We start from the raw sequence: 19,076 nt of genomic DNA on the forward strand, positions 1-19,076 counted from the left end.
TAGCATTTTTACTTTTCCTTACGCATTAGCCTTTTGTTCAGCTAATTTTGCACGTAATACCATTTGTAAGATACCACCATGACGATAGTAATCGATCTCTACTTCACTGTCAAAACGAGCAACTACTTCGAATTGCTTTTCATCGCCAGTTTCTGAATTTTTAGCTACAACTGTTACAAGATCTCTTGGCTTAATGTCATTTGATACTTTAACAGTGAACTCTTCTTTACCAGTTAGACCTAGAGTATCAGGAGTTTCTCCATCTTTAAACTGAAGCGGAAGAACACCCATTAATACTAGGTTACTACGGTGGATACGCTCAAAGCTCTCCGCAATAACTGTTTTGATACCTAGAAGGTTTGTTCCTTTTGCTGCCCAGTCACGAGAACTTCCCATTCCGTAATCTTTACCAGCAAGAACAACTAAACCTGTACCTTCTTCTTTATACTTCATGCACGCATCGTAAATTGCCATTACTTCACCTGTTGGCCAGTAAGTTGTGTATCCACCTTCTGTGCCTGGTGCGATTTGGTTTTTAATACGAATGTTTGCAAACGTACCTCTCATCATTACTTCGTGGTTACCACGGCGAGAACCATATGAATTAAAGTCTGCTGGTGATAAACCTTTAGACATTAGATATTTTCCAGCTGGGCTATCTTTTGCAATAGAACCTGCAGGTGAGATATGGTCCGTCGTAATTGAGTCACCAAACTTAGCAATTGCTTTTAAGCCAGCAAGTTCTTTAACTTCTTCAGGCTCTGGAGATAAGTTTTCAAAGAATGGTGGATTTTGGATATATGTTGACTCATTATCCCAAGTATATAAGTTCTCATCCGTTGTTTTAAGATCATTCCAACGTTGATTTTCATCAAATACACGCTCGTATTCTTTCTTGAATAGCTCAGGTTTAACAGCTAACGCCATTGCTTCCTTAACTTCTTCAGTTGTAGGCCATAGATCACTAAAGTATACATCGTTACCATCTAGATCTTTACCAAATGAATCGTTTAGAAGATCAAAGTTAACATTACCAGCTAAAGCGTAAGCTACAACTAAAGGAGGTGATGCAAGGTAGTTACCTTTTACTAATGCGTGAACACGTCCTTCAAAGTTACGGTTACCACTTAGTACTGATGTAACAGTTAGATCGTTTTCTGAAATTGCTTTTTCAATTTCTTGTGGAAGTGGACCACTGTTACCGATACATGTTGTACAGCCATATCCTACTGTATTAAACCCTAATTGATCTAAATAAGAAGTTAAACCAGCATCATTTAAGTACCCTGTAACAACCTTTGATCCAGGTGCTAAACTAGTTTTTACATATCCAGGAACTTTAAGGCCTTTTTCAACTGCTTTCTTAGCTAGTAAACCCGCACCAACCATAACGAATGGGTTAGACGTATTTGTACAGCTTGTGATAGCCGCAATAACAACTGAGCCTGTACCAAACGTTGACGTTTCACCATTTGGATGTTGTACAGTTACTTCTTTTGCAATTTCCTCGTCAGTTAGGCCGAAACCGCTGCTTCCTGCAGGTGCTTTCACGGCTTTGTTCCACTCTGTTTTCATTTGTGAAAGTGGAATTAAATCTTGTGGACGTTTAGGTCCTGAAAGGTTTGGTTCAATTTCAGATAGATTGATTTCTACTACATCTGTAAAGACCGGATCTTCCATATCTGGAGTATAGAATAAGCTATTTGCCTTACAATATGCTTCAACAATGGCAATTTGCTCTTCCGATCTACCAGTTAGACGCAGGTAATTAAGAGCTTCTTCGTCAACTGGGAAGAAACCACAAGTTGCACCATATTCAGGCGCCATATTTGAAACTGTTGCACGGTCAGCTAGAGGCATTTCAGAAAGTCCTGGTCCGAAAAACTCAACAAACTTTCCTACAACTTTTTTCTCACGTAATACTTGAGTTACTTTTAATGCTAAATCAGTAGCAGTTGTACCGTTAGGTAATGCACCTACCAACTTCACACCAATAACTTCAGGTACTGGGAAATAAGAAGGTTGTTGAAGCATTCCTGCTTCTGCTTCAATTCCACCTACACCCCATCCAAGAATACCTAATCCATTAATCATTGTTGTATGAGAGTCTGTCCCTACTAGAGAGTCAGGGAACGCTTCTAAAACGCCATCTTTCTCAACAGTTTGAACAACACTAGCTAAATACTCTAAGTTAACCTGGTGAACAATCCCTGTTGCTGGTGGAACTGCACGGTAGTTATCAAATGATTTTTGCGCCCAGCTTAGGAACTTATAGCGCTCTTCGTTTCTTTCGAACTCTAGGTCCATGTTTTTCGCTAATGAATCACTGCCTCCAAATGCATCTACTTGCACTGAATGGTCAACAACAAGATCTACTGGAATTGCAGGGTTAATTGTATTTGGGTCTCCACCTAGGTCAGCCATCGCTTTACGAAGAGAAGCTAAATCTACCACCGCCGGAACTCCTGTGAAGTCCTGTAAAATAACACGCGAAGGCTTAAATGGTACATCGATGTCCTTTACTTCGTTTGTACCGAATTTAGCCAAGTTTTCAACATGCTCTTCTTTAATTACAAAGCCATCAAATTGACGTAATACAGACTCAAGTAAAATTTTAATAGAATAAGGAAGTTTGGTAACGTTACCAACACCAGCCTCTTCAATTGCTTGAAGTCTGTAATAGTTAAATTCTTTACCGTTTACTTGAAACGATGAACGTGAATTATAAAGATTTTTTGTCATATGTAAAACCCTCCCTCATTTATCTTATACCACATTTTCGAAATTCTCTAAATAGTTAATTCAAAAAAAGTTCAAAAAAATGTTCTTTTTAAGTATAGCAAATTTTTGTCGATTGTGGTTTTTTTTAGACTTCTTTTTTCTGGATTCTTTTTCTTTTAGCGAAGTTCATCATAGAAAATCATTATTTTAGAAAAAATAACTTAGACGAAACGGAGGTGAAACTAATGGCAAAACGTAAAGCAAATCACGTACGTCCAGGTATGAACGATGCAAAAGCTCAAGGCATTGGTACGGGCTATAATAGTGAGTTCTCTAATGAGCCGCTTACGGAAGAACAGAAGCAAAACAATAAAAAGACGAAGAAAAGGCAGTAAGGTTTTAAACGCATGTAAAAACTCCACATTTTCAGTGGAGTTTTCCTTTTTATCACAACTAGTATTGATTTAAATTGCCTTTCATTTCCTCTAGTTCTGACTCAAATTTTTGCAACTCATTTCTTTGATGTTCTGAGGCATTTCTTAAGGCTTTTTGTATCATTTGTTCTGCTTCACGAACCTCACGTTCAGCTTGCTTTAAATGATGACCAAAATCTTCATCATCTGGCTGTAGATTACTAGTCACTTGTTCGGCTTGAACAAATGCTTGCTGTGCAGCTTGAAATGCTTGTTGTTTGTCTTTATTATAAGGCAAAACAAACTCCCCCTTTATCTTTAAATACACGATTAGTTTTTATTAATGAGTAAAAATCTATTCACTTTTGAAGGTGAATAGTTTTCTTTCACGATTAGGATACTAAAGGCGTAAGACGATATTTTTTAGGAGGAATTTATCTTGACTGAAAAGAACACATATAAAGATCAACGCAAAAATGCCCCTAAAGGCCAAAACTCTGGTCAACCTGAGCCATTAAGCGGTTCTAAAAAAGTAAAAAAACATAATCATGTAAGCCAAACAGACGGTGAAAGCTAAATCAAATCGCCATAAAGAAAGGACCAAACTAATCAGTTTGGTTCTTTTGCAATTTTTCTTGCATGCACAACAAATCTTGCATCATCCCATTCATAAGAACATGTAGATAAAGTTAATAAACGGTCTTCTTCGGATAATGTAATTTCATTAGGAAAGATAGACTTTTTTTGAAGCTCATGTAAAAAATCCACATAATCTCGATTTGAACGGAATTTCGTCGGAATATAGTTAAAGTCTGTATCTGTAACATATACGGAAAAGACTTCGTAGTGAAACTCTTCATACAAACTGTAGAATGTAATAATTTGTTGGTCTAGAAAAAAATCCTCGTCCTTATATTTCATAAGACCTTGAAACATCGAGCCATCTCTCATGTTGTGACCATATAAGATTGTATGCCGATCTGTACCATCACCAACATTTCGAAAATCCATGAAGATTGAACCGGCAATAGATTGATCGCCATAGAAATTATGGTGAAGATAAAATTCATTATTGTTAGTTTGTACCACTGGATAATCTACATTCGAATTTGGAACTGTAATCCAACCTACTGTATCTTTGTTTAATTCTAGAAGAGGAATAAACTGCTCTAAAATGAGGGGAAATTCTGTTGTGGCTTTTAACTCTAAATCATTACTCTCACTTGAAGCTATGCGCTCCCAAGCATTGTTTTCAGATCTAAATTCCGTTTCAATCTCCGCATAAATTTGTTGGTTTTTCTTACTACTGATAAGAAAATCAAAAATTTGATAGATAGAAAACAGAAAGATCCCCAGACAAAAAATGATTACTATACGAGATGCATTCATACATACTCCTATCCATTTTATGTTTTGTCAAATAAAACAGAAGGGAGCAATTTGTTTGCTCCCTAGGGAAATTCTAAGCTCTCACAGTACGGGTTCTTCTTACTACGTAAAGCCCCACGGCACCGGCAAGGATAGCTAATAGTACATACATTGATATTGAATTGTTCCCCGTCTTTGGTATTTCTGTTACAGCTTCATCGCCTATTGGTAGAAGTACTGCATCAATGACATGAATTACTCCATTAGATGCTTCAATATCTGCTGCTACTACATTTGAGTCATTTACTTTCACAGGGTTTAATGAAATGATGATTTTTTCACCATTTAACGTTTCAACTTCCATTCCATCCGTTAGATCTGTAGATAATACTTTACCAGAAACCACATGATATAGGAGGATATCCGCCAAGTCTTCTCTTGCTAATAATTGTTCAGCTGTCACACCAAGTTCAGCTAGTAACTGATTGAATGCCTCGTCTGTTGGTGCAAAGACTGTAAATGGGCCTTCTCCCTTGAGCGCATCTACTAACCCAGCTGCTTGAACAGCTGCAACTAGAGTCTGAAAATTGTCAGCTGCAACGGCTGTATCCACGATATCAGTAAGCGTAGCTTCTTCTTCTACCGCTTGATCACCAGCTGGTAGTAACACCGTATCAATGACATGTATTACCCCGTTTGAAGTTTCAATATCTGCTGCAACTACTGTTGAATTATTTACTTTTACTGGATCTAAAGATATAACAATCTTTTCACCATTTAACGTTTCAACTTCCATACCGTCTACCAAGTCGCTAGACATTACTTTTCCTGACACAACGTGGTACAGAAGAATATTTGATAATTCATCACTTGCTAATAATTGTTCAGCTGTTAAGTTTAATTCATTTAGTAGTTGGTTAAATGCTTCATCTGTTGGGGCAAAAACTGTGAACGGCCCTTCACCTTTTAGAGCGTCCACCAAACCTGCTGCCTGAACTGCTGCTACTAATGTATTAAAATCTTCACTTGCTACAGCGGTATCAACAATATCTGCTGAATTACCATTGTTCGCTTGTACTCCCATAGACATTGACAACATTAAAATAAAAGCTAAAAACAAAACAGAAATTTTTTTCTTCATCTTGAAACCTCCTAAGATTTTAAATTTTGTATAACCTTTACAAAGTGATTGTATAACATATTTATAATTTAGAAAAGTAATATGCTCACCGAATTAGATTTTCTTAGCATTAAAGGTAGAGCGGGTACTGTTTCGGTCGAGTAGGATGGGTCCTCTCCTCTCAGGATTGTGACCCTACCCCCTCACAGATCCGTGCGGGCGCAATTAACGCACACGGCTCTTCCTAAACATCATTCACAAAATATAGCTAATGTGATCTCTTAAATCATAAATGTTAACTTTAACTTTAGGTTTAGGTAGTGGGAATTTCCTGAGTAGTAGGTGAAACTTTTCCCACGTAAATGATTTCCTTTGACTACGGCGGTTCATCCATTTAAAGAACTGTTTCACAATTTCTCTTACGAATTTAGCTACATTGTTTGTGTTATCAGTAATACAATAGTAATTGTAATATCCATTTAAAGAGCGTCTGAGTCGGTCAATAAGCTCCACCATATTCTGATGTCGATTGGTTTTAAACCATTCTTTGCTTTCCTTTAGTTTCGCCTGCATCTTTTTCTTGCTTGTTTTACGTTTCACTCTAAACTTTCCTTGCTTGCTCTTGCCACAATAGTGCGTAAAACCCAAGAAATCGAATATTGGAGGTTTGCTTATACCTTTATCTTTACAGTTACTAGTCGCAAATCTCCCAAAAGGAATTATTTTCGTTTTGTTCTCTGCTATTTCTAAATTGAATTTGGCTAAACGTAGTTTTAGCACGTCATAGAATTGTTCCGCCTCATTCTTGTATTGGAAACAGCACACAAAATCATCGGCATAACGAACAAGGTAAGCCTGTCCTTTACAATGTTTCTTCACATGTACTTCAAACCACAAATCGAGTACATAATGTAAGTAAATATTCGCGAGAATTGGCGAGATGATACCCCCTTGAGGAGTCCCTCTGTCCGTCTTAAAGTATTTCCCTTGTTCCATATAACCACCTTTAAGAAATCTACCGATTATACGTAGGAAGCTTGGGTCTGCAATACGATGTTCTAAAAACTTCATCATCCAATGGTGGTCTACGTTATCAAAAAATCCTTTGATATCAACATCTACGATGTAACTAATTTTCCGTTCCTCAATATACACATTTAAGATCTTTAGCGCATCATGACAGTTTCTACTTGGGCGAAATCCAAAAGAACAGTCTAGAAAATCACTTTCATAGATTGTATTTAAGATCTTTGCCATCCCTTTCTGAACAATTTTGTCTTCATGTTCTGGGATACCTAAAGGTCTCTTCTTGTTCTTTTCTTTTGGGATATAAGTCCTTCTAACAGGAACTGGTTGGTAGCTTTTCGTTTTCATTCGTGTAATCAGATCTGTTAGGTTTTCATCCACTTTCTCACTGTAATCTTCTTTCGTTGTACCGTTAGTTCCTGTGGCTTTATTACTTGGTAGTTCTTGATGGCAGCTTTTCAGAAATTCGTGATCTAAAAGGTGTGCTAAAGAGGTGAATTTTAATTGTGGATCTTCCTTAGCTAATTCTGCTATCCTAATAAGTTTTGTTTCCATTCTACTTCTACCTCCGAGTGTAGTAAATGTGTCCCTTGTTAGGGTAATGTTCAGGTGACTGTCTTTCCTCGTGCAGAGTTACCCGCATTCATTGGTACTATACAGTCATCCGACTTCCTATAGTCATTTGGTTTCCTTACTTTGTATCGCTTGTTCAACCATACTCTCTTCAAGTGAAGAAAGAACATATAGGATATCCCGAGTTGCCACGTAATCATTGTGAAGCATGCCTGGCTCTTCGACCCCGAGAGAGTTTTATGTTCCTCACCATATCGGTAACATAAGATATTGCCTTCCAGTTGTCCGACACTGTCGGCCTCTCTAAATTTGAACTAATTTCGGGGCTCAATCACTTTCAGGCCTACTACCTGGCTGTCTACGCTTAACCCACGTCGGTTACCCCCGTGAGTCCAAGACTCGCTATTGGCGACTTGGTTAGAGTCTTACCAAGCAGGAGTTCCACCTGCTAAATTACGCAACCTTGCTCGGTCGCTCCGGCCATACGTTCAGCTATTTTAGTAAAAACCCTAAAAAAACAAGGGTTTTTACTAAAATAAGAGATCCTATGTCCTCAAAAGTTCAAAAAGGCAAAAAACAAAGAAATAACGAAATACCTGTCCTCCAGATTAACACAAAGGCAAAAAAGGTGTCCGTAAAAGCATAGCTTTTTGGACACCCTCTTTTCACATCATATTTTATTGAATTTCACTTAACGCATCGACGATAATATCAATTTCTTCCGTTGTAATTGTTCGAAAGTCAAGCAAAACTACATCATTTTTCTGGCGTGTTACAATAGACGGTTGATTTAACCTTAATTTTGTAGCAAGGTCATTTGATGACATACTTGTTGAAGTAACTGCTACAGCTTTTGTGGCGATCTCTTCCGTCGGCATCGTTCCCCCACCAATTTGTGAGACTTCATTAACTAACTCAAAGCTAAAATTTGGACACTCTCTTTCCACTTTTTCGATAAAGATTTGTGCTTTTTTCTCAATCTCTTCTTTTGATGCTAAGATATCTCTTACTGTTGGTATTTCATGGATCGCCGTTTCATTTTCATATGCCTTTAACGTTCCCTCCAGCGCTGCTAAGGTCATCTTGTCAACACGAAGAACTCTTGCCAACTGATGTTTCTTTAGTTTTTGAATGAGTTCTTTTTTACCAGCAATTATTCCCGCCTGAGGGCCACCTAACAACTTGTCCCCACTAAACGAAACCAAATCAACACCAGTCTTCAGTACTTTTGCGACAACAGGTTCGTCACCTATACCATGTTGACGGAAGTCATATAAGGCCCCGCTCCCTAAATCTTCATAAAAGACGATTCCTTCGTGTTTGTTAGAGAGCTCCACCAATTGCTCTGTTTCAACGGAGGCTGTAAACCCAACGGTTTTGAAATTGCTGGTATGAATCTTTAAGATCATCGCAGTTTCTTCACTTATGGCGTTCTCGTAATCATACAAGTGAGTTTTATTTGTTGTTCCTACATCAACAAGCTTTGCTCCACTTTCTTCCATAATCGAAGAAACGCGGAATGATCCCCCAATTTCAACTAGTTGACCTCTTGAGACTATGACCTCTTTATCTTTTGCCAATGCACGTAAGATTAAATACACAGCTGCTGCATTATTATTTACAACCATTGCAGCTTCAGCTCCTGTAATCCTCTGCAATACTTGATCAATAATATCATGTCTAGATCCCCGGGTTCCTTGCTCTATTTGGTATTCCAAATTTGAGTAATTCTGAGCTGTTTGAATGACTTGATTCATGGCCGTTTCACTTAATTTAGCTCGCCCAAGGTTTGTATGCAAGATTGTTCCCGTTGCATTGATTACTCGTCTCAAATAAAAAGGCTCATACTTCTGAAGCGAATTCAACAATCTTTCATACACAAGCTCAATAATACCTTCTTTATTTAGTAAGGTCTCTGAAGGTAATTTACTGGTAAGGATATCTGACCTTAATTGTTCAATTTCCTGTTGTAGAAAATTTGTTAGCTCTTGATCGTGAATGCTGAAGGTATTACTGTACTGTTGAAATCGCTTGTCCGATTTTAAAATATGTATTGCGGGTAATTCCCGTAGTAAGTGCTTCATTGTTTTCTCCTTTTTACACAAAACCATAATGATTTATTATATCAAAAAATTGCTAAAACACTATTTTTCAAATTCCATAAATATTAATTGAGCTTTTGTACAAAATAGTATCGAGGGACAGGGTAACTGTTTCTCCCATCTAAAAAATGAATTGTATGGGAAATGAATGATTTGCTTTTCTACCTCAAGGGGTGATAACGCTTGCACAGTTAAGCTTTTTATCCAGTGTTCTACTATTGAACATAGAAATGAGGTGTCTCCGAAAAAGTAAGATCGCTTCGGCCCCAGAAGATTTAATCGACTAGATGGTTAGAGGTGATCGGTTTCCCGATCACCTCTTTTATTTTATTGCCAATTTTCCCCCGTTCCAAAAGCTTCTCTTTCTTTTAGCTTTGCTTTAATTTCTTTCTTCTCAAAAAAAAGACCCGTTAAGTACATTGATACTCCGATACCGAAGCCAATACCTAAACCTTTAGCTAATTTAGACTTCATCTTTTTTCCTCCCCATTTTCTTCTCTATGTATCTTCATTATACAAAAATTGCAAGAGTAAATGGCACACTTTTTTTCATAATTTACCACAAATAAAAAAATTAAGACCCTAATAAGAGTCTTAATTTACTATGTTAGAGATTTTCCATCTTCTCAAGAATTTCATCAGTATCAGGGAAAGAACCAGTTTCTAGTTTCGAGTAAACTTTCTGATCGTTTATGATGACCTCAAAAGCACCACCTGAACTTGGAACAAGTACCAAGCTAGTGATTTCTGAACGTAATTGTGTAAATAATTCTTCTGCGAAACTCGCAGCCTTAGGTGCATAGTTTCACTGCATACAAAACTGAACTTCAATTTTATAACTCATGGACTAACAACCTCTTTCTTTAAAATATTTATTTTTATTAATTCTATGATATTATTTGTCATTAATCAAAAAATACGCTTATACTAAAGGTTAGGAGGTGCACATGCATGGAAAATAATCCAATTAAATTAACAGCACTAACAGGTAAAGGTGGTTGAGGATGCAAAATCGGTCCTGAGGACCTAGCACAAGTTTTGTGCCAATTACCTAAACGTGCTTATGACCCAAATGTCCTCGTTGGACATGAAACATCAGATGATGCTGGTGTTTATCAATTAACGGAAGATCTTGCTATTATTCAAACGGTTGATTTCTTCACACCTATCGTTGATGATCCATATATGTTTGGCCAAATTGCTGCGGCAAATTCATTAAGTGATGTTTACGCCATGGGTGGAACGCCAAAAACTGTCTTAAATATCGTTGGTTACCCAATTAAGAAATTGGGACCGGATATTCTAGCACAAATACTTTGTGGGGCTTCAGATAAAGTGCAAGAATCTGGTGCTGTCGTTATTGGTGGACACTCGATTGATGACCAAGAACCAAAGTTCGGGTTGTCAGTAACAGGTGTGATACACCCAAACAGAGTATTCAAAAACGTTGGAGCAAAACCAGGTGACGTACTAGTCTTAACAAAGCCCATTGGGGTAGGTATTCAGACTACTGCCATTAAGAGAGATAAACTAACTGAGGAACAGCTTAAAAAAGTGATGGAAACGATGGCAGCCTTAAATAATAAAGCCAGTGAAGCCTTACAAAATCTCCATCCAAACTCCGTAACTGACATCACTGGATTTGGACTACTTGGACATGCTTTTGAAATGGCCAAAGGAAGCGGTGTAACATTTAAGCTTAACTTTGAGTCTATACCTGTTTTAGAAGGAACTAGAGCATTAGCTGAAGAAGGTATAGTACCTGGAGGATCGAAAGCCAATCACCGTTGGTTAGAGAATGATGTGAAATACGATGAAACTCTAGCCGAGTTTGAACAGTTTATTCTATGCGATGCTATTACTTCTGGTGGCCTATTAGTTTCTTTACCACTTGAAGAGGCTGAGGTCTACGTGAAACAACTACAAGAGTTAGGTGTTACTGAGGCAAGAATGATTGGAAGCGTTGAAGAAAAGCAAGACAAGTCCCTGTACGTTACTCGTTAAATGATTAAGAGGAACAACCTTGTTCCTCTTTCTAATATGAAGGTGAATGAATTGAACCTAAAAAGAATAAAAACTTTTATGATGGTAATTGATCATAGAAGTTTCTCAGTTGTTGCAAATCTATTAAACATTAGTCAACCTGCGGTTAGTAAACAAATTAAAACGCTAGAAGCTGAACTTGGAATTAATTTGGTGCATCGTGACACAGCAGAACCTACCGAAGCTGGAAAGATCGTTTACCAAAAAGGAAAGAAGTTTCTCTATGATTGGGACATGCTTGTAGAAGAATGTCGCCGACTTCAAGGTGAATTATCTGGTGTTATCAAAATTGGGGCTAGTACAGTACCCGGGACGTACATGGTCCCTAGTTTATTACGAAAGTTTTTAAACCTTCATCCTAGCGTTGATATCCAGCTAACCATCCATGAGTCCGGAGAAATTACTGACCTTCTAAAAGATGGTTCCATTGATGTTGGTTTTGTTGGTAGTGAACCAACGAGTGATGAGTTGATCAGCCATATTATTAAAAAAGATCACTTTCTTTTGATCGGCCCCAAGGATAGTGAAGGTATAAACGATATTACAACGTTAAGAGATTTACCTTTTATCTTTCGAAGTGAAAAATCAGGTACTTGGCAAGGAGTCGAGAAGAACTTGCAAGCACTTGGTATATCAACTAGTGAACTACGCTGCATTGCAAGAGTAAAAACTACTGAAGCTGTCATTAGTATGGTCGAAGCAGAACTTGGCTACTCCGTTGTCTCTAGTATTGCTGCTACACAAGCAATGAAACAAAATCGAATAAAAATTATTCAACAACTTCCTTCTGATAGAAACTTTTACTTAACTTATTTACATTCAAAGCAACTACATCCAGCCATTGTTTCATTAGTTGCTCTTAGCAATCCTGACCACGACTAAACCTGCCAAGTCTATTGGCAGGTTTTTTCAATGGCTACCTTATATAGATCAAGATATTTCTCAATCTCCTCTGCTAAGGAATGGTGTTCTGTCACATACTTTCTCCCATTCTCACTAATCTGCTTGTACAATTGTTTACTGTTTAGTAAATGTTGTACTTGTTGATAGAAATCCTCTATTGTATCAAATAAAAATCCTGTTTTTTCATGTTTAATGATACTTTGATTCCCACCATTGTTTCTAGCTACGACTGGTTTTTCAAGCAGCATCGCTTCTAATAATGCCGAAGATTGCCCTTCAGATAAAGAAGAATTGATAACGATGTCATGTTTCATGTAGATTTCAGGCATTTCTTCTAATGGTACTTCTTCTACATACCTTATCCACGGATAACGTTTCTGCGCGAACTCTACGGCTTCAACTATTTCAGACTCGAGAGGAGCCCCTAATATCGTAAAAGTTAGATTAGGATAGTGTTGCTTAAGTTTAATTAACGCTGGCAAGACAAACAACACATCTTTCACTTCTCTTAAACCTGCCGGTAAAAGTATGTTTGTTCCTACTGAACGATTTTCTTCAATATTGGTAGGCAAGGACTCCGGAAACCAAACGCTCTGTTTCACAATATCGACTTTACCGGCGATTACCGGATATATATCGATCAATTTATCTTTTGCATCTTGACTAAACACGGTAACAGCAGCCGCATCTCTTAAAACATGGCCAATCTTATCCCTTAGTTGTTCATTAAAAATATCCATATTTACATCGGTTCCACCAGAAGTGATAATGTAGGGTGTTTTCACATGATAATTATTTGCTTCGAGCCACTCAGCGAACCTGCGAAAATGAAGGACGTGCAAAAGGGTACTTGCCTCGATACGCTCAATGATATCATCTGTGTATCGCTGTTCTTCATAAGGTAGTATGCTTGTTGTCACACCATTTTCGATCAAACCACTTACAATCCTTCTTGCCGTCGTTGCATTGCCACGTCCTTGATCATAATAAGGGGTTACAAATGTTAACGAGAAATTATTTCGATTTATTCGGTTGCTATCCATTTATCATACTCCACGTGTTGCCATTTCCTTTTTGTCTCGGTACGAGTAGTTAATCTTAACCGATCTAACAATTCCATAAACGGGACTAAATATTTTCTAGATAATTGCAATACTTCTTTTGCATCTTGCAATTCAAATTCATCCGCTGTTTTTTCCCTTAATTTTTTCACAGCTACTTTAATATGGGTACGTGAAATATAGTGTTTTTCATCTAAAGGTATAACCTTGTTTGTACGAACTAAGTAATGCTTTAGGTCTTCTTGAAGTTGTGTTGGCAGACCAGCCTTTGTTACAATTGACTCCCAGTTCTCGACCTGCAGAGCTTGTTTCTCTAGCTCTGTCACGACTTGTTCCATGCGCTTTGCCCATTTACTCGGAAAATGTGGCTGGAACTCTGCTAGCGCGATGAATTGTCCACGTTTTGCAAGCTGATTCTCCTGTTCACTTCTAGACAGAACAAATTCCAGTAACTTCGCTGGATAGTTTTGCTTTAGAGAATGGAGGACTTCTGCTTTACTTTTTCCTTCTCTTAATGAGTTTTCCTCGTGGAATTCTTCTAAATCGCGACGGATAAGTTCGACGATCTCAACATAAATAGAGGATAAAACAAAGTCTCCCTGTTCGCCTTCAATAATATTGTTTTTCTCTAAGAGTTCGTTTATTGCATTTCTTACAATATCCTCAGGGAGATCAACAAGCTTTTGCAATTTCACGATTGAGACGTATTTCTCTTCTTTTAACATGTCAGTAACTCGCTCTAACGGGGTTCCCTCTTTCTTTCGTTCAAGCATGTCAATGGTTGTTTCACCGAACTTATATTTTTCACCATTCGGGTCAATGACAAAGCCACCACCAATCGTTTCTACCGGTGTTGGTCTCCGTAAAATAAAGCGATCGCCTCTCCTAGTCACAATTGGTTCATCTAGTCTTAACTGACATAGAATGGTTTCAGATTCTTCACCTGAGAGTTCATTGCGATCAAAAAAGACGATTTTCCCATAGACTTCTGCTGTTCCAAGGTGTAGTTTAATATGTCCACGTTGCTTTAATGGGTGGTCTAAACCTTTTAATGTCTGTAAGGATACATCTATAGTAGATGTTGTCGCGTATTGTTGAGTTGAAACAAGAACATCGCCACGTTTTACTTCTTCCTTTGAAACTCCTCCAAGGTTAATTGCGGTTCGTTGACCCGCAAAGCCTCGTTCTTTCTTTTCATGATGAACTTGGAGCTGTCTTGCCCGAACTTTTAGACCTTGGGGTAATATTTCAAGAATATCTCCTTCATTAATAGCCCCTTCATAGATCGTCCCCCTTACCACTGTTCCTTGACCATGGACTGTAAAAACCTGATCAATTGGTAATCGGAAAGCACCCTTTGCATCACGACTAGGTACATCACTCAATTTTTCTTCAATGACGTCTTTTAACTGATCAATCCCTTTTTTCGATATACTATCAACAAAAACGAATGGTGCCTCTTCCAAAAATGTTCCCGCTACTTCCATTGCGATATCTTCTTGAACTAGTTCTAATAATTCTTCGTCAACACGATCAATCTTTGTCACAACAATAATTCCGTTTTTTATCCCCAATAACGACAAAATGTCTAAATGCTCTTTTGTTTGCGGCATCACACCTTCGTCCGCACCTACTATGAGCATGACCAAATCAATTCCCGCAACACCAGCAATCATTTGGCGAATAAAGCGCTCATGTCCAGGAACATCAATGACAGACACTTGTATATCACTCTTTAGCTTTAATGGTGCAAACCCTAACTCTATCGAGATGTTACGTTCTTTTTCTTCCTTTAGTCGGTCTGTATCAATGTTCGTTAACGCTTTTGTAAGCGTCGTTTTCCCATGATCAATATGTCCTGCCATTCCTATCGTATAAAATCGGTCTCCCATAATTAGAAATACCAACCTTTCTATTCCTTATGTATACAAGTTATTCCCTTTATACTTTACTCTTAAAATCGGTTATGACGCAAGGAAAACGGTATATTCAAAAAAAGCAAAAAAAAATGAATGATGAAGTCATCTTTCATCATTCATTCCCCTTCAGAAGTATTTTTCTTTACAATAAGTTGGCGTATTCTTTTGCCGTCCATTTTGTGAACGATAATTGTTAAATGATAATAGTGAATTTCTTCACCAACAGTAGGAATTTTTTCGATCTTCTCTACAATCCAGCCGCCTAATGAGTGATAAGAGCTATCAGGGATCGTTACGTTCATTAGCTCGCAGAAATCATTTAGAGGAAAATCTGCGGTAAATTGATACGTATTCTCATCAAATTGATTCATATTGCTTACTTTTTCATCGTGTTCATCCCATATTTCACCAACAATTTCCTCTAATATATCTTCCATCGTAATTAAGCCTTCGGTTCCACCAAACTCATCAATGACAATCGCCATATGAGTTTTACTTTTTTGCAATTCAGGGAGTAACGAAGAGATCTTCAGTGATTCCACCACAAACTTTGGTTTTCGTAACAGATCCTTAACCTTAAAGGTTTTGTTTTGAACTAAGTGTGATAAAAACTCGCGTTCAGATAATATCCCAATAATATTGTCCGTATTCTCGCTATAAACAGGGACTCTAGAATACCTTTCTGTAAGGAAAACCTCTAATATTTCTTCATGGGGATCATTTACCTCAACGGCAATCATGTCAATTCGTGGTGTGAGAATTTCCCCCACTACAATATCATTGAAATCTAACGCACTATACACAAGCTCTCTTTCTTTCTGATCGATAATTCCTTCTTCTTCACTTATCGTAATCATGACTTTTAGTTCTTCTTCTGTTACTGAAGGAGTGTGTTCCTTGGCTGTAATCATTTTTGAGATTGCTTTCTTCAATGAGATAAAAATGATCGTAATAGGGGCTAAAAGTTTCATTAATAGTGCTAATATTCCTGATATTTTCAAAGCGAATGATTCTGCGTTTTCTTTTGCATAAGACTTCGGTAATATCTCACCAAAGATTAATACAAGCATCGTCATAACGACCGTATTAATTAGCATACCAGTTCCTGACCCAAAAAGATCAGTCGCTAATTTTGCCGATATTGTTGCTGCACCAATATTAACAACGTTATTCCCTACTAGGATCGTTGAAAGTCCTTTATCAAAGTTCTCTGAAATCATCAACGCATTTTTACTTCCTTTACGATTTTCATCTGCATAATTTTTCAAACGAATCCGATTAGCACTAGAAAATGCAGTTTCTGCAGAAGAGAAAAATGCCGATAATATTAAAAGAACCACCAATAAAACCATAATATAAAAAGGAAATTCATCCATACAGCTTCACCACCTGAAGTTACCGCTAATTTTCTATAGCTTTAACTTTCCCAAAGAGAGCCTATTCATTTATGTTTAAAAAACACTAGTAATAGAAATAATTGGGTTTGTGCTAACATAATACCAAGTGATTTGCTTATATTGGAACTTAAGTATAATACTTTACCCTTGAAAGCTTGTACAAAATATTATATAATTGTAGTTGACTCTTTTATACGGGGCTGGTTGTGTAACTGGTGTTTGCCGAGGTCTTCAAAACCTTATGGGAGGCGCGTGCCGTCTTCGGTGGGTTCGATTCCCACACAGTCCCGCCAACGCTTACATAATTACATATACTACAAAAGAGACTTCTCAAAAGTTCACCGAACTTTTAAGAAGTCTCTTTTTCGTTGTCTAGGTTAGTTAACCCCAAACCTTTATGCGATTTTTTCCTTTCTTCAACTGAGAAATTGGACCTAAGACACTTTTTTCTTCTTTTAAGTTTCCTAAAAGGTCCTTATTCAGTATCACTTCACTGCCATCTGGATTTTCAAATTCTACATCTACAAGTCGTACTCTTGCCAAGGTATGAGTCGAATGAATTTCTCCAAGTAGGTTTTCAAATTCTTCAGGAAGCTCACACTCTAAATAAACTTCCTCGCCTTCCTCAACAATACTAAAATTAGGATTAACCTCTGAAATGAAATTTTCTTCCTCTCTTTCAAAAGGGCTAGCTCCATTCAGATAAGCATTTTTATTAATATAAACAGGTTGCTCTACTAGATTGAATGCTTCATGATCACTGCCGGATTATCGTTGTACTGTTTCGATAAATTCTTCTAAAGAAGTTGTATATCCATGATAATGAGAAGTACCCACACCTTCCAATTCATCATCACCAATGAAGATATTGTTGTACCAGCGATCATCTCCGCCGTAGACAACTGAAATGCCTTTAACATCTGTACTATGTGGCTCATGATACGGAGTGGAACGATCGAGCATTTTACGATGAACCATTTTTCCTCTAATGATATTGTTAATATAGGCTCCACCTTGAGCATGATTATCTAAAGCATAGTCGGCAGTCAAAATATTGTGATCAATTAAGTATGGACCGCTGCTCACTTCAACAAACAAATCTCGATTATTTCGATAAAAAAGGTTCCTGCTAACTCTTGTTCCTTGTAACTGCCAATCTAGCCATAAGCCTAAAGAACAGTCATGGATACGATTATCGTATATTTGCGTATCAATCGCTGCATGTAATTTAATACCTGCAATTTCATGTCCATAAAACTCGCGCTTTATTGCAATATTATAAATATGGTTGTTATAGACCTCACTAAAAATACAGCCAAGATGACCGACAATCCCATTTTGACCACAATCATATATGATGTTATTTCTGATAATATGGGAACCAACTTTTTCCTTACTCCATCCAATCTTCCCCGCAGCAAAGACCGTTTCTAACTGATAGTGGTAACCAGGCTTATCCTTCCGTTTCGTGAAATAGTTATCTCCTGTTGAAATTTCTTTTCCTATACTAATTCCACTACATTTTGAATTATGAATAATATTATCCTCTATGATCCAACCTTTACTCCAATTAGGACCAATTAAACCAGGCTGATCTGCTGTTGGTGGTGTCCAGGGTGTTGCTGCCTGGGCCATTTCAAAACCTTGAACTGTTATGTAATCCATGCCTGTCTTTTCAGGGTAAAAGCAACATTTTCGGACATTAATTTCTGTTAATTCTTCATTAGGGTTGTAGTTATGGAAATTTGCATAGATGGTCGTATGGTTCTCATCAACTTCTGCATACCAGACATATTTCATCTGCTCAGGATTATGAGGAGCTACTATTTTGTTTGTCCAGTGATCTAGTACTTCTGTTTTGACAACAGGATTTACTACTTGTTCAAAATTTTCAGCCTCATAGAAGGACTTGCCATTTACATAAACATCTCCTAGGTGTCTGCCTGGATTATAAACAATCCAATCCCCATATAATTCTTCTTTAAAAGGATTATATTCTCCAAAAAATTCATTTGGGATAACTGCCTTCCATACGCTTCCTTCGAGTTTTTCCCAATTTTGTATTTGCTCAGAGCCTTTTATGATAACTTTCTCACCTTCAGCAGCTCTATAGGTAATTCTTCTCCATCCACTAAATCCTGGATTTTTAGGTTTGACCCATTCCCGGTAGACACCCTCATGAACAATGACTGTATCTCCAGCTACAGCAACAGAGGCTGCCTTGTTAATTGTCAGAAACGGATCCTGTTTTGTTCCATTTCCAAGGTCAGATCCATTCTTTGCTACGTGATATTCAACTCCCATTTTGTTCCTCCTTTTTTCATCATTATTTACTATAGTTAACCAACAAGTACGTTTCAATCACACTGTATTTAAAACCATTAGTATAACTAGTCTTATTTATCTTGACATTTTATAAGAAGTGAAAAA

General features: G+C 37.4%; 15 protein-coding genes, 1 tRNA gene and 1 pseudogene. 5 read left to right on the forward strand and 12 right to left on the reverse strand.

Translation table 11 applies throughout. From position 1 onward, the window contains the following. Nucleotides 1-18 precede the first annotated feature (18 nt). Nucleotides 19-2,742: an aconitate hydratase AcnA gene (gene acnA / locus DS745_RS15985; protein ID WP_129079241.1), complete on the reverse strand. Its 2,724-nt coding sequence runs from the start codon at nt 2,740-2,742 to the stop codon at nt 19-21. Between the two features lie 224 nt (nt 2,743-2,966). On the opposite strand from acnA, the gene sspO reads away from it, so the two are divergent. Further along, nucleotides 2,967-3,116, forward strand: a complete 150-nt coding sequence (sspO, locus tag DS745_RS15990; RefSeq protein WP_129079242.1) for a small acid-soluble spore protein O — start codon at nt 2,967-2,969, stop codon at nt 3,114-3,116. A 58-nt stretch (nt 3,117-3,174) separates the two neighbouring features. Here sspO and DS745_RS15995 read toward each other — a convergent pair whose 3' ends face one another. Next, complete coding sequence (locus DS745_RS15995) at nt 3,175-3,432, reverse strand: hypothetical protein (RefSeq protein ID WP_129079243.1); 258 nt, start codon at nt 3,430-3,432, stop codon at nt 3,175-3,177. 141 nt (nt 3,433-3,573) lie between these two features. Between DS745_RS15995 and DS745_RS16000 the strand changes: the two genes are divergently transcribed. Beyond that, nucleotides 3,574-3,711, forward strand: a complete 138-nt coding sequence (locus DS745_RS16000; protein WP_129079244.1) for a small acid-soluble spore protein P — start codon at nt 3,574-3,576, stop codon at nt 3,709-3,711. 32 nt (nt 3,712-3,743) lie between these two features. Here DS745_RS16000 and srtB read toward each other — a convergent pair whose 3' ends face one another. The 6 genes and pseudogenes from srtB to DS745_RS25465 form a co-directional block, all read right to left on the reverse strand. After that, on the reverse strand, nt 3,744-4,523 hold the full coding sequence (gene srtB / locus DS745_RS16005; protein ID WP_129079245.1) for a class B sortase: 780 nt from the start codon (nt 4,521-4,523) through the stop codon (nt 3,744-3,746). Between the two features lie 73 nt (nt 4,524-4,596). Then, the gene (locus DS745_RS25205; RefSeq protein WP_129079246.1) at nt 4,597-5,643 is read right to left on the reverse strand and encodes a fasciclin domain-containing protein; all 1,047 of its coding nucleotides are present in this window, start codon (nt 5,641-5,643) and stop codon (nt 4,597-4,599) included. Nucleotides 5,644-5,877: 234 nt separating this feature from the next. Further along, on the reverse strand, nt 5,878-7,203 hold the full coding sequence (gene ltrA, locus DS745_RS16015) for a group II intron reverse transcriptase/maturase (protein ID WP_129079247.1): 1,326 nt from the start codon (nt 7,201-7,203) through the stop codon (nt 5,878-5,880). Between the two features lie 695 nt (nt 7,204-7,898). Further along, nucleotides 7,899-9,305, reverse strand: a complete 1,407-nt coding sequence (gene selA, locus DS745_RS16020) for an L-seryl-tRNA(Sec) selenium transferase (RefSeq protein ID WP_129079248.1) — start codon at nt 9,303-9,305, stop codon at nt 7,899-7,901. 345 nt (nt 9,306-9,650) lie between these two features. After that, nucleotides 9,651-9,797 (reverse strand): hypothetical protein, encoded by a 147-nt coding sequence (locus tag DS745_RS24650; protein ID WP_161568289.1) that lies wholly within the window; start codon nt 9,795-9,797, stop codon nt 9,651-9,653. A gap of 133 nt (nt 9,798-9,930) precedes the next feature. Next, nucleotides 9,931-10,116: pseudogene (locus DS745_RS25465) on the reverse strand (Rdx family protein); the annotation flags it as partial. A 158-nt stretch (nt 10,117-10,274) separates the two neighbouring features. Here DS745_RS25465 and selD point away from each other — a divergent pair. Both selD and DS745_RS16035 read left to right on the forward strand, forming a co-directional pair. After that, nucleotides 10,275-11,327 carry a selenide, water dikinase SelD gene (gene selD / locus DS745_RS16030; RefSeq protein ID WP_129079249.1) on the forward strand — a complete coding sequence of 351 codons (1,053 nt, stop codon included), beginning with the start codon at nt 10,275-10,277 and terminating at the stop codon, nt 11,325-11,327. 51 nt (nt 11,328-11,378) lie between these two features. After that, nucleotides 11,379-12,248, forward strand: coding sequence for a selenium metabolism-associated LysR family transcriptional regulator (locus DS745_RS16035; protein ID WP_129079250.1), 870 nt, complete (start codon nt 11,379-11,381; stop codon nt 12,246-12,248). Between the two features lie 11 nt (nt 12,249-12,259). On the opposite strand, the gene DS745_RS16040 is transcribed toward DS745_RS16035, so the two are convergent. The 3 genes from DS745_RS16040 to DS745_RS16050 form a co-directional block, all read right to left on the reverse strand. Next, entirely contained in the window at nt 12,260-13,312 is a 1,053-nt protein-coding gene (locus tag DS745_RS16040; protein ID WP_129079251.1) for a glycosyltransferase, read from the reverse strand. After that, nucleotides 13,294-15,237 carry a selenocysteine-specific translation elongation factor gene (gene selB, locus DS745_RS16045; RefSeq protein ID WP_338324548.1) on the reverse strand — a complete coding sequence of 648 codons (1,944 nt, stop codon included), beginning with the start codon at nt 15,235-15,237 and terminating at the stop codon, nt 13,294-13,296. The genes DS745_RS16040 and selB overlap by 19 nt, the downstream gene beginning before the upstream one ends. 128 nt (nt 15,238-15,365) lie before the next feature. Beyond that, a complete protein-coding gene (locus tag DS745_RS16050; protein ID WP_129079252.1) occupies nt 15,366-16,625 on the reverse strand; it encodes a hemolysin family protein in 1,260 nt (419 codons plus the stop codon). A 217-nt stretch (nt 16,626-16,842) separates the two neighbouring features. Between DS745_RS16050 and DS745_RS16055 the strand changes: the two genes are divergently transcribed. Next, nucleotides 16,843-16,939 (forward strand) — tRNA-Sec (locus DS745_RS16055). Nucleotides 16,940-17,414: 475 nt separating this feature from the next. Here the strand turns inward: DS745_RS16055 and DS745_RS16060 are convergent. Continuing rightward, nucleotides 17,415-18,950, reverse strand: a complete 1,536-nt coding sequence (locus DS745_RS16060; protein WP_338324549.1) for a right-handed parallel beta-helix repeat-containing protein — start codon at nt 18,948-18,950, stop codon at nt 17,415-17,417. Between the last annotated feature and the right edge of the window lie 126 nt (nt 18,951-19,076).

It is taken from the genome of Anaerobacillus alkaliphilus, assembly GCF_004116265.1.
Lineage (GTDB): Bacteria > Bacillota > Bacilli > Bacillales > Anaerobacillaceae > Anaerobacillus > Anaerobacillus alkaliphilus.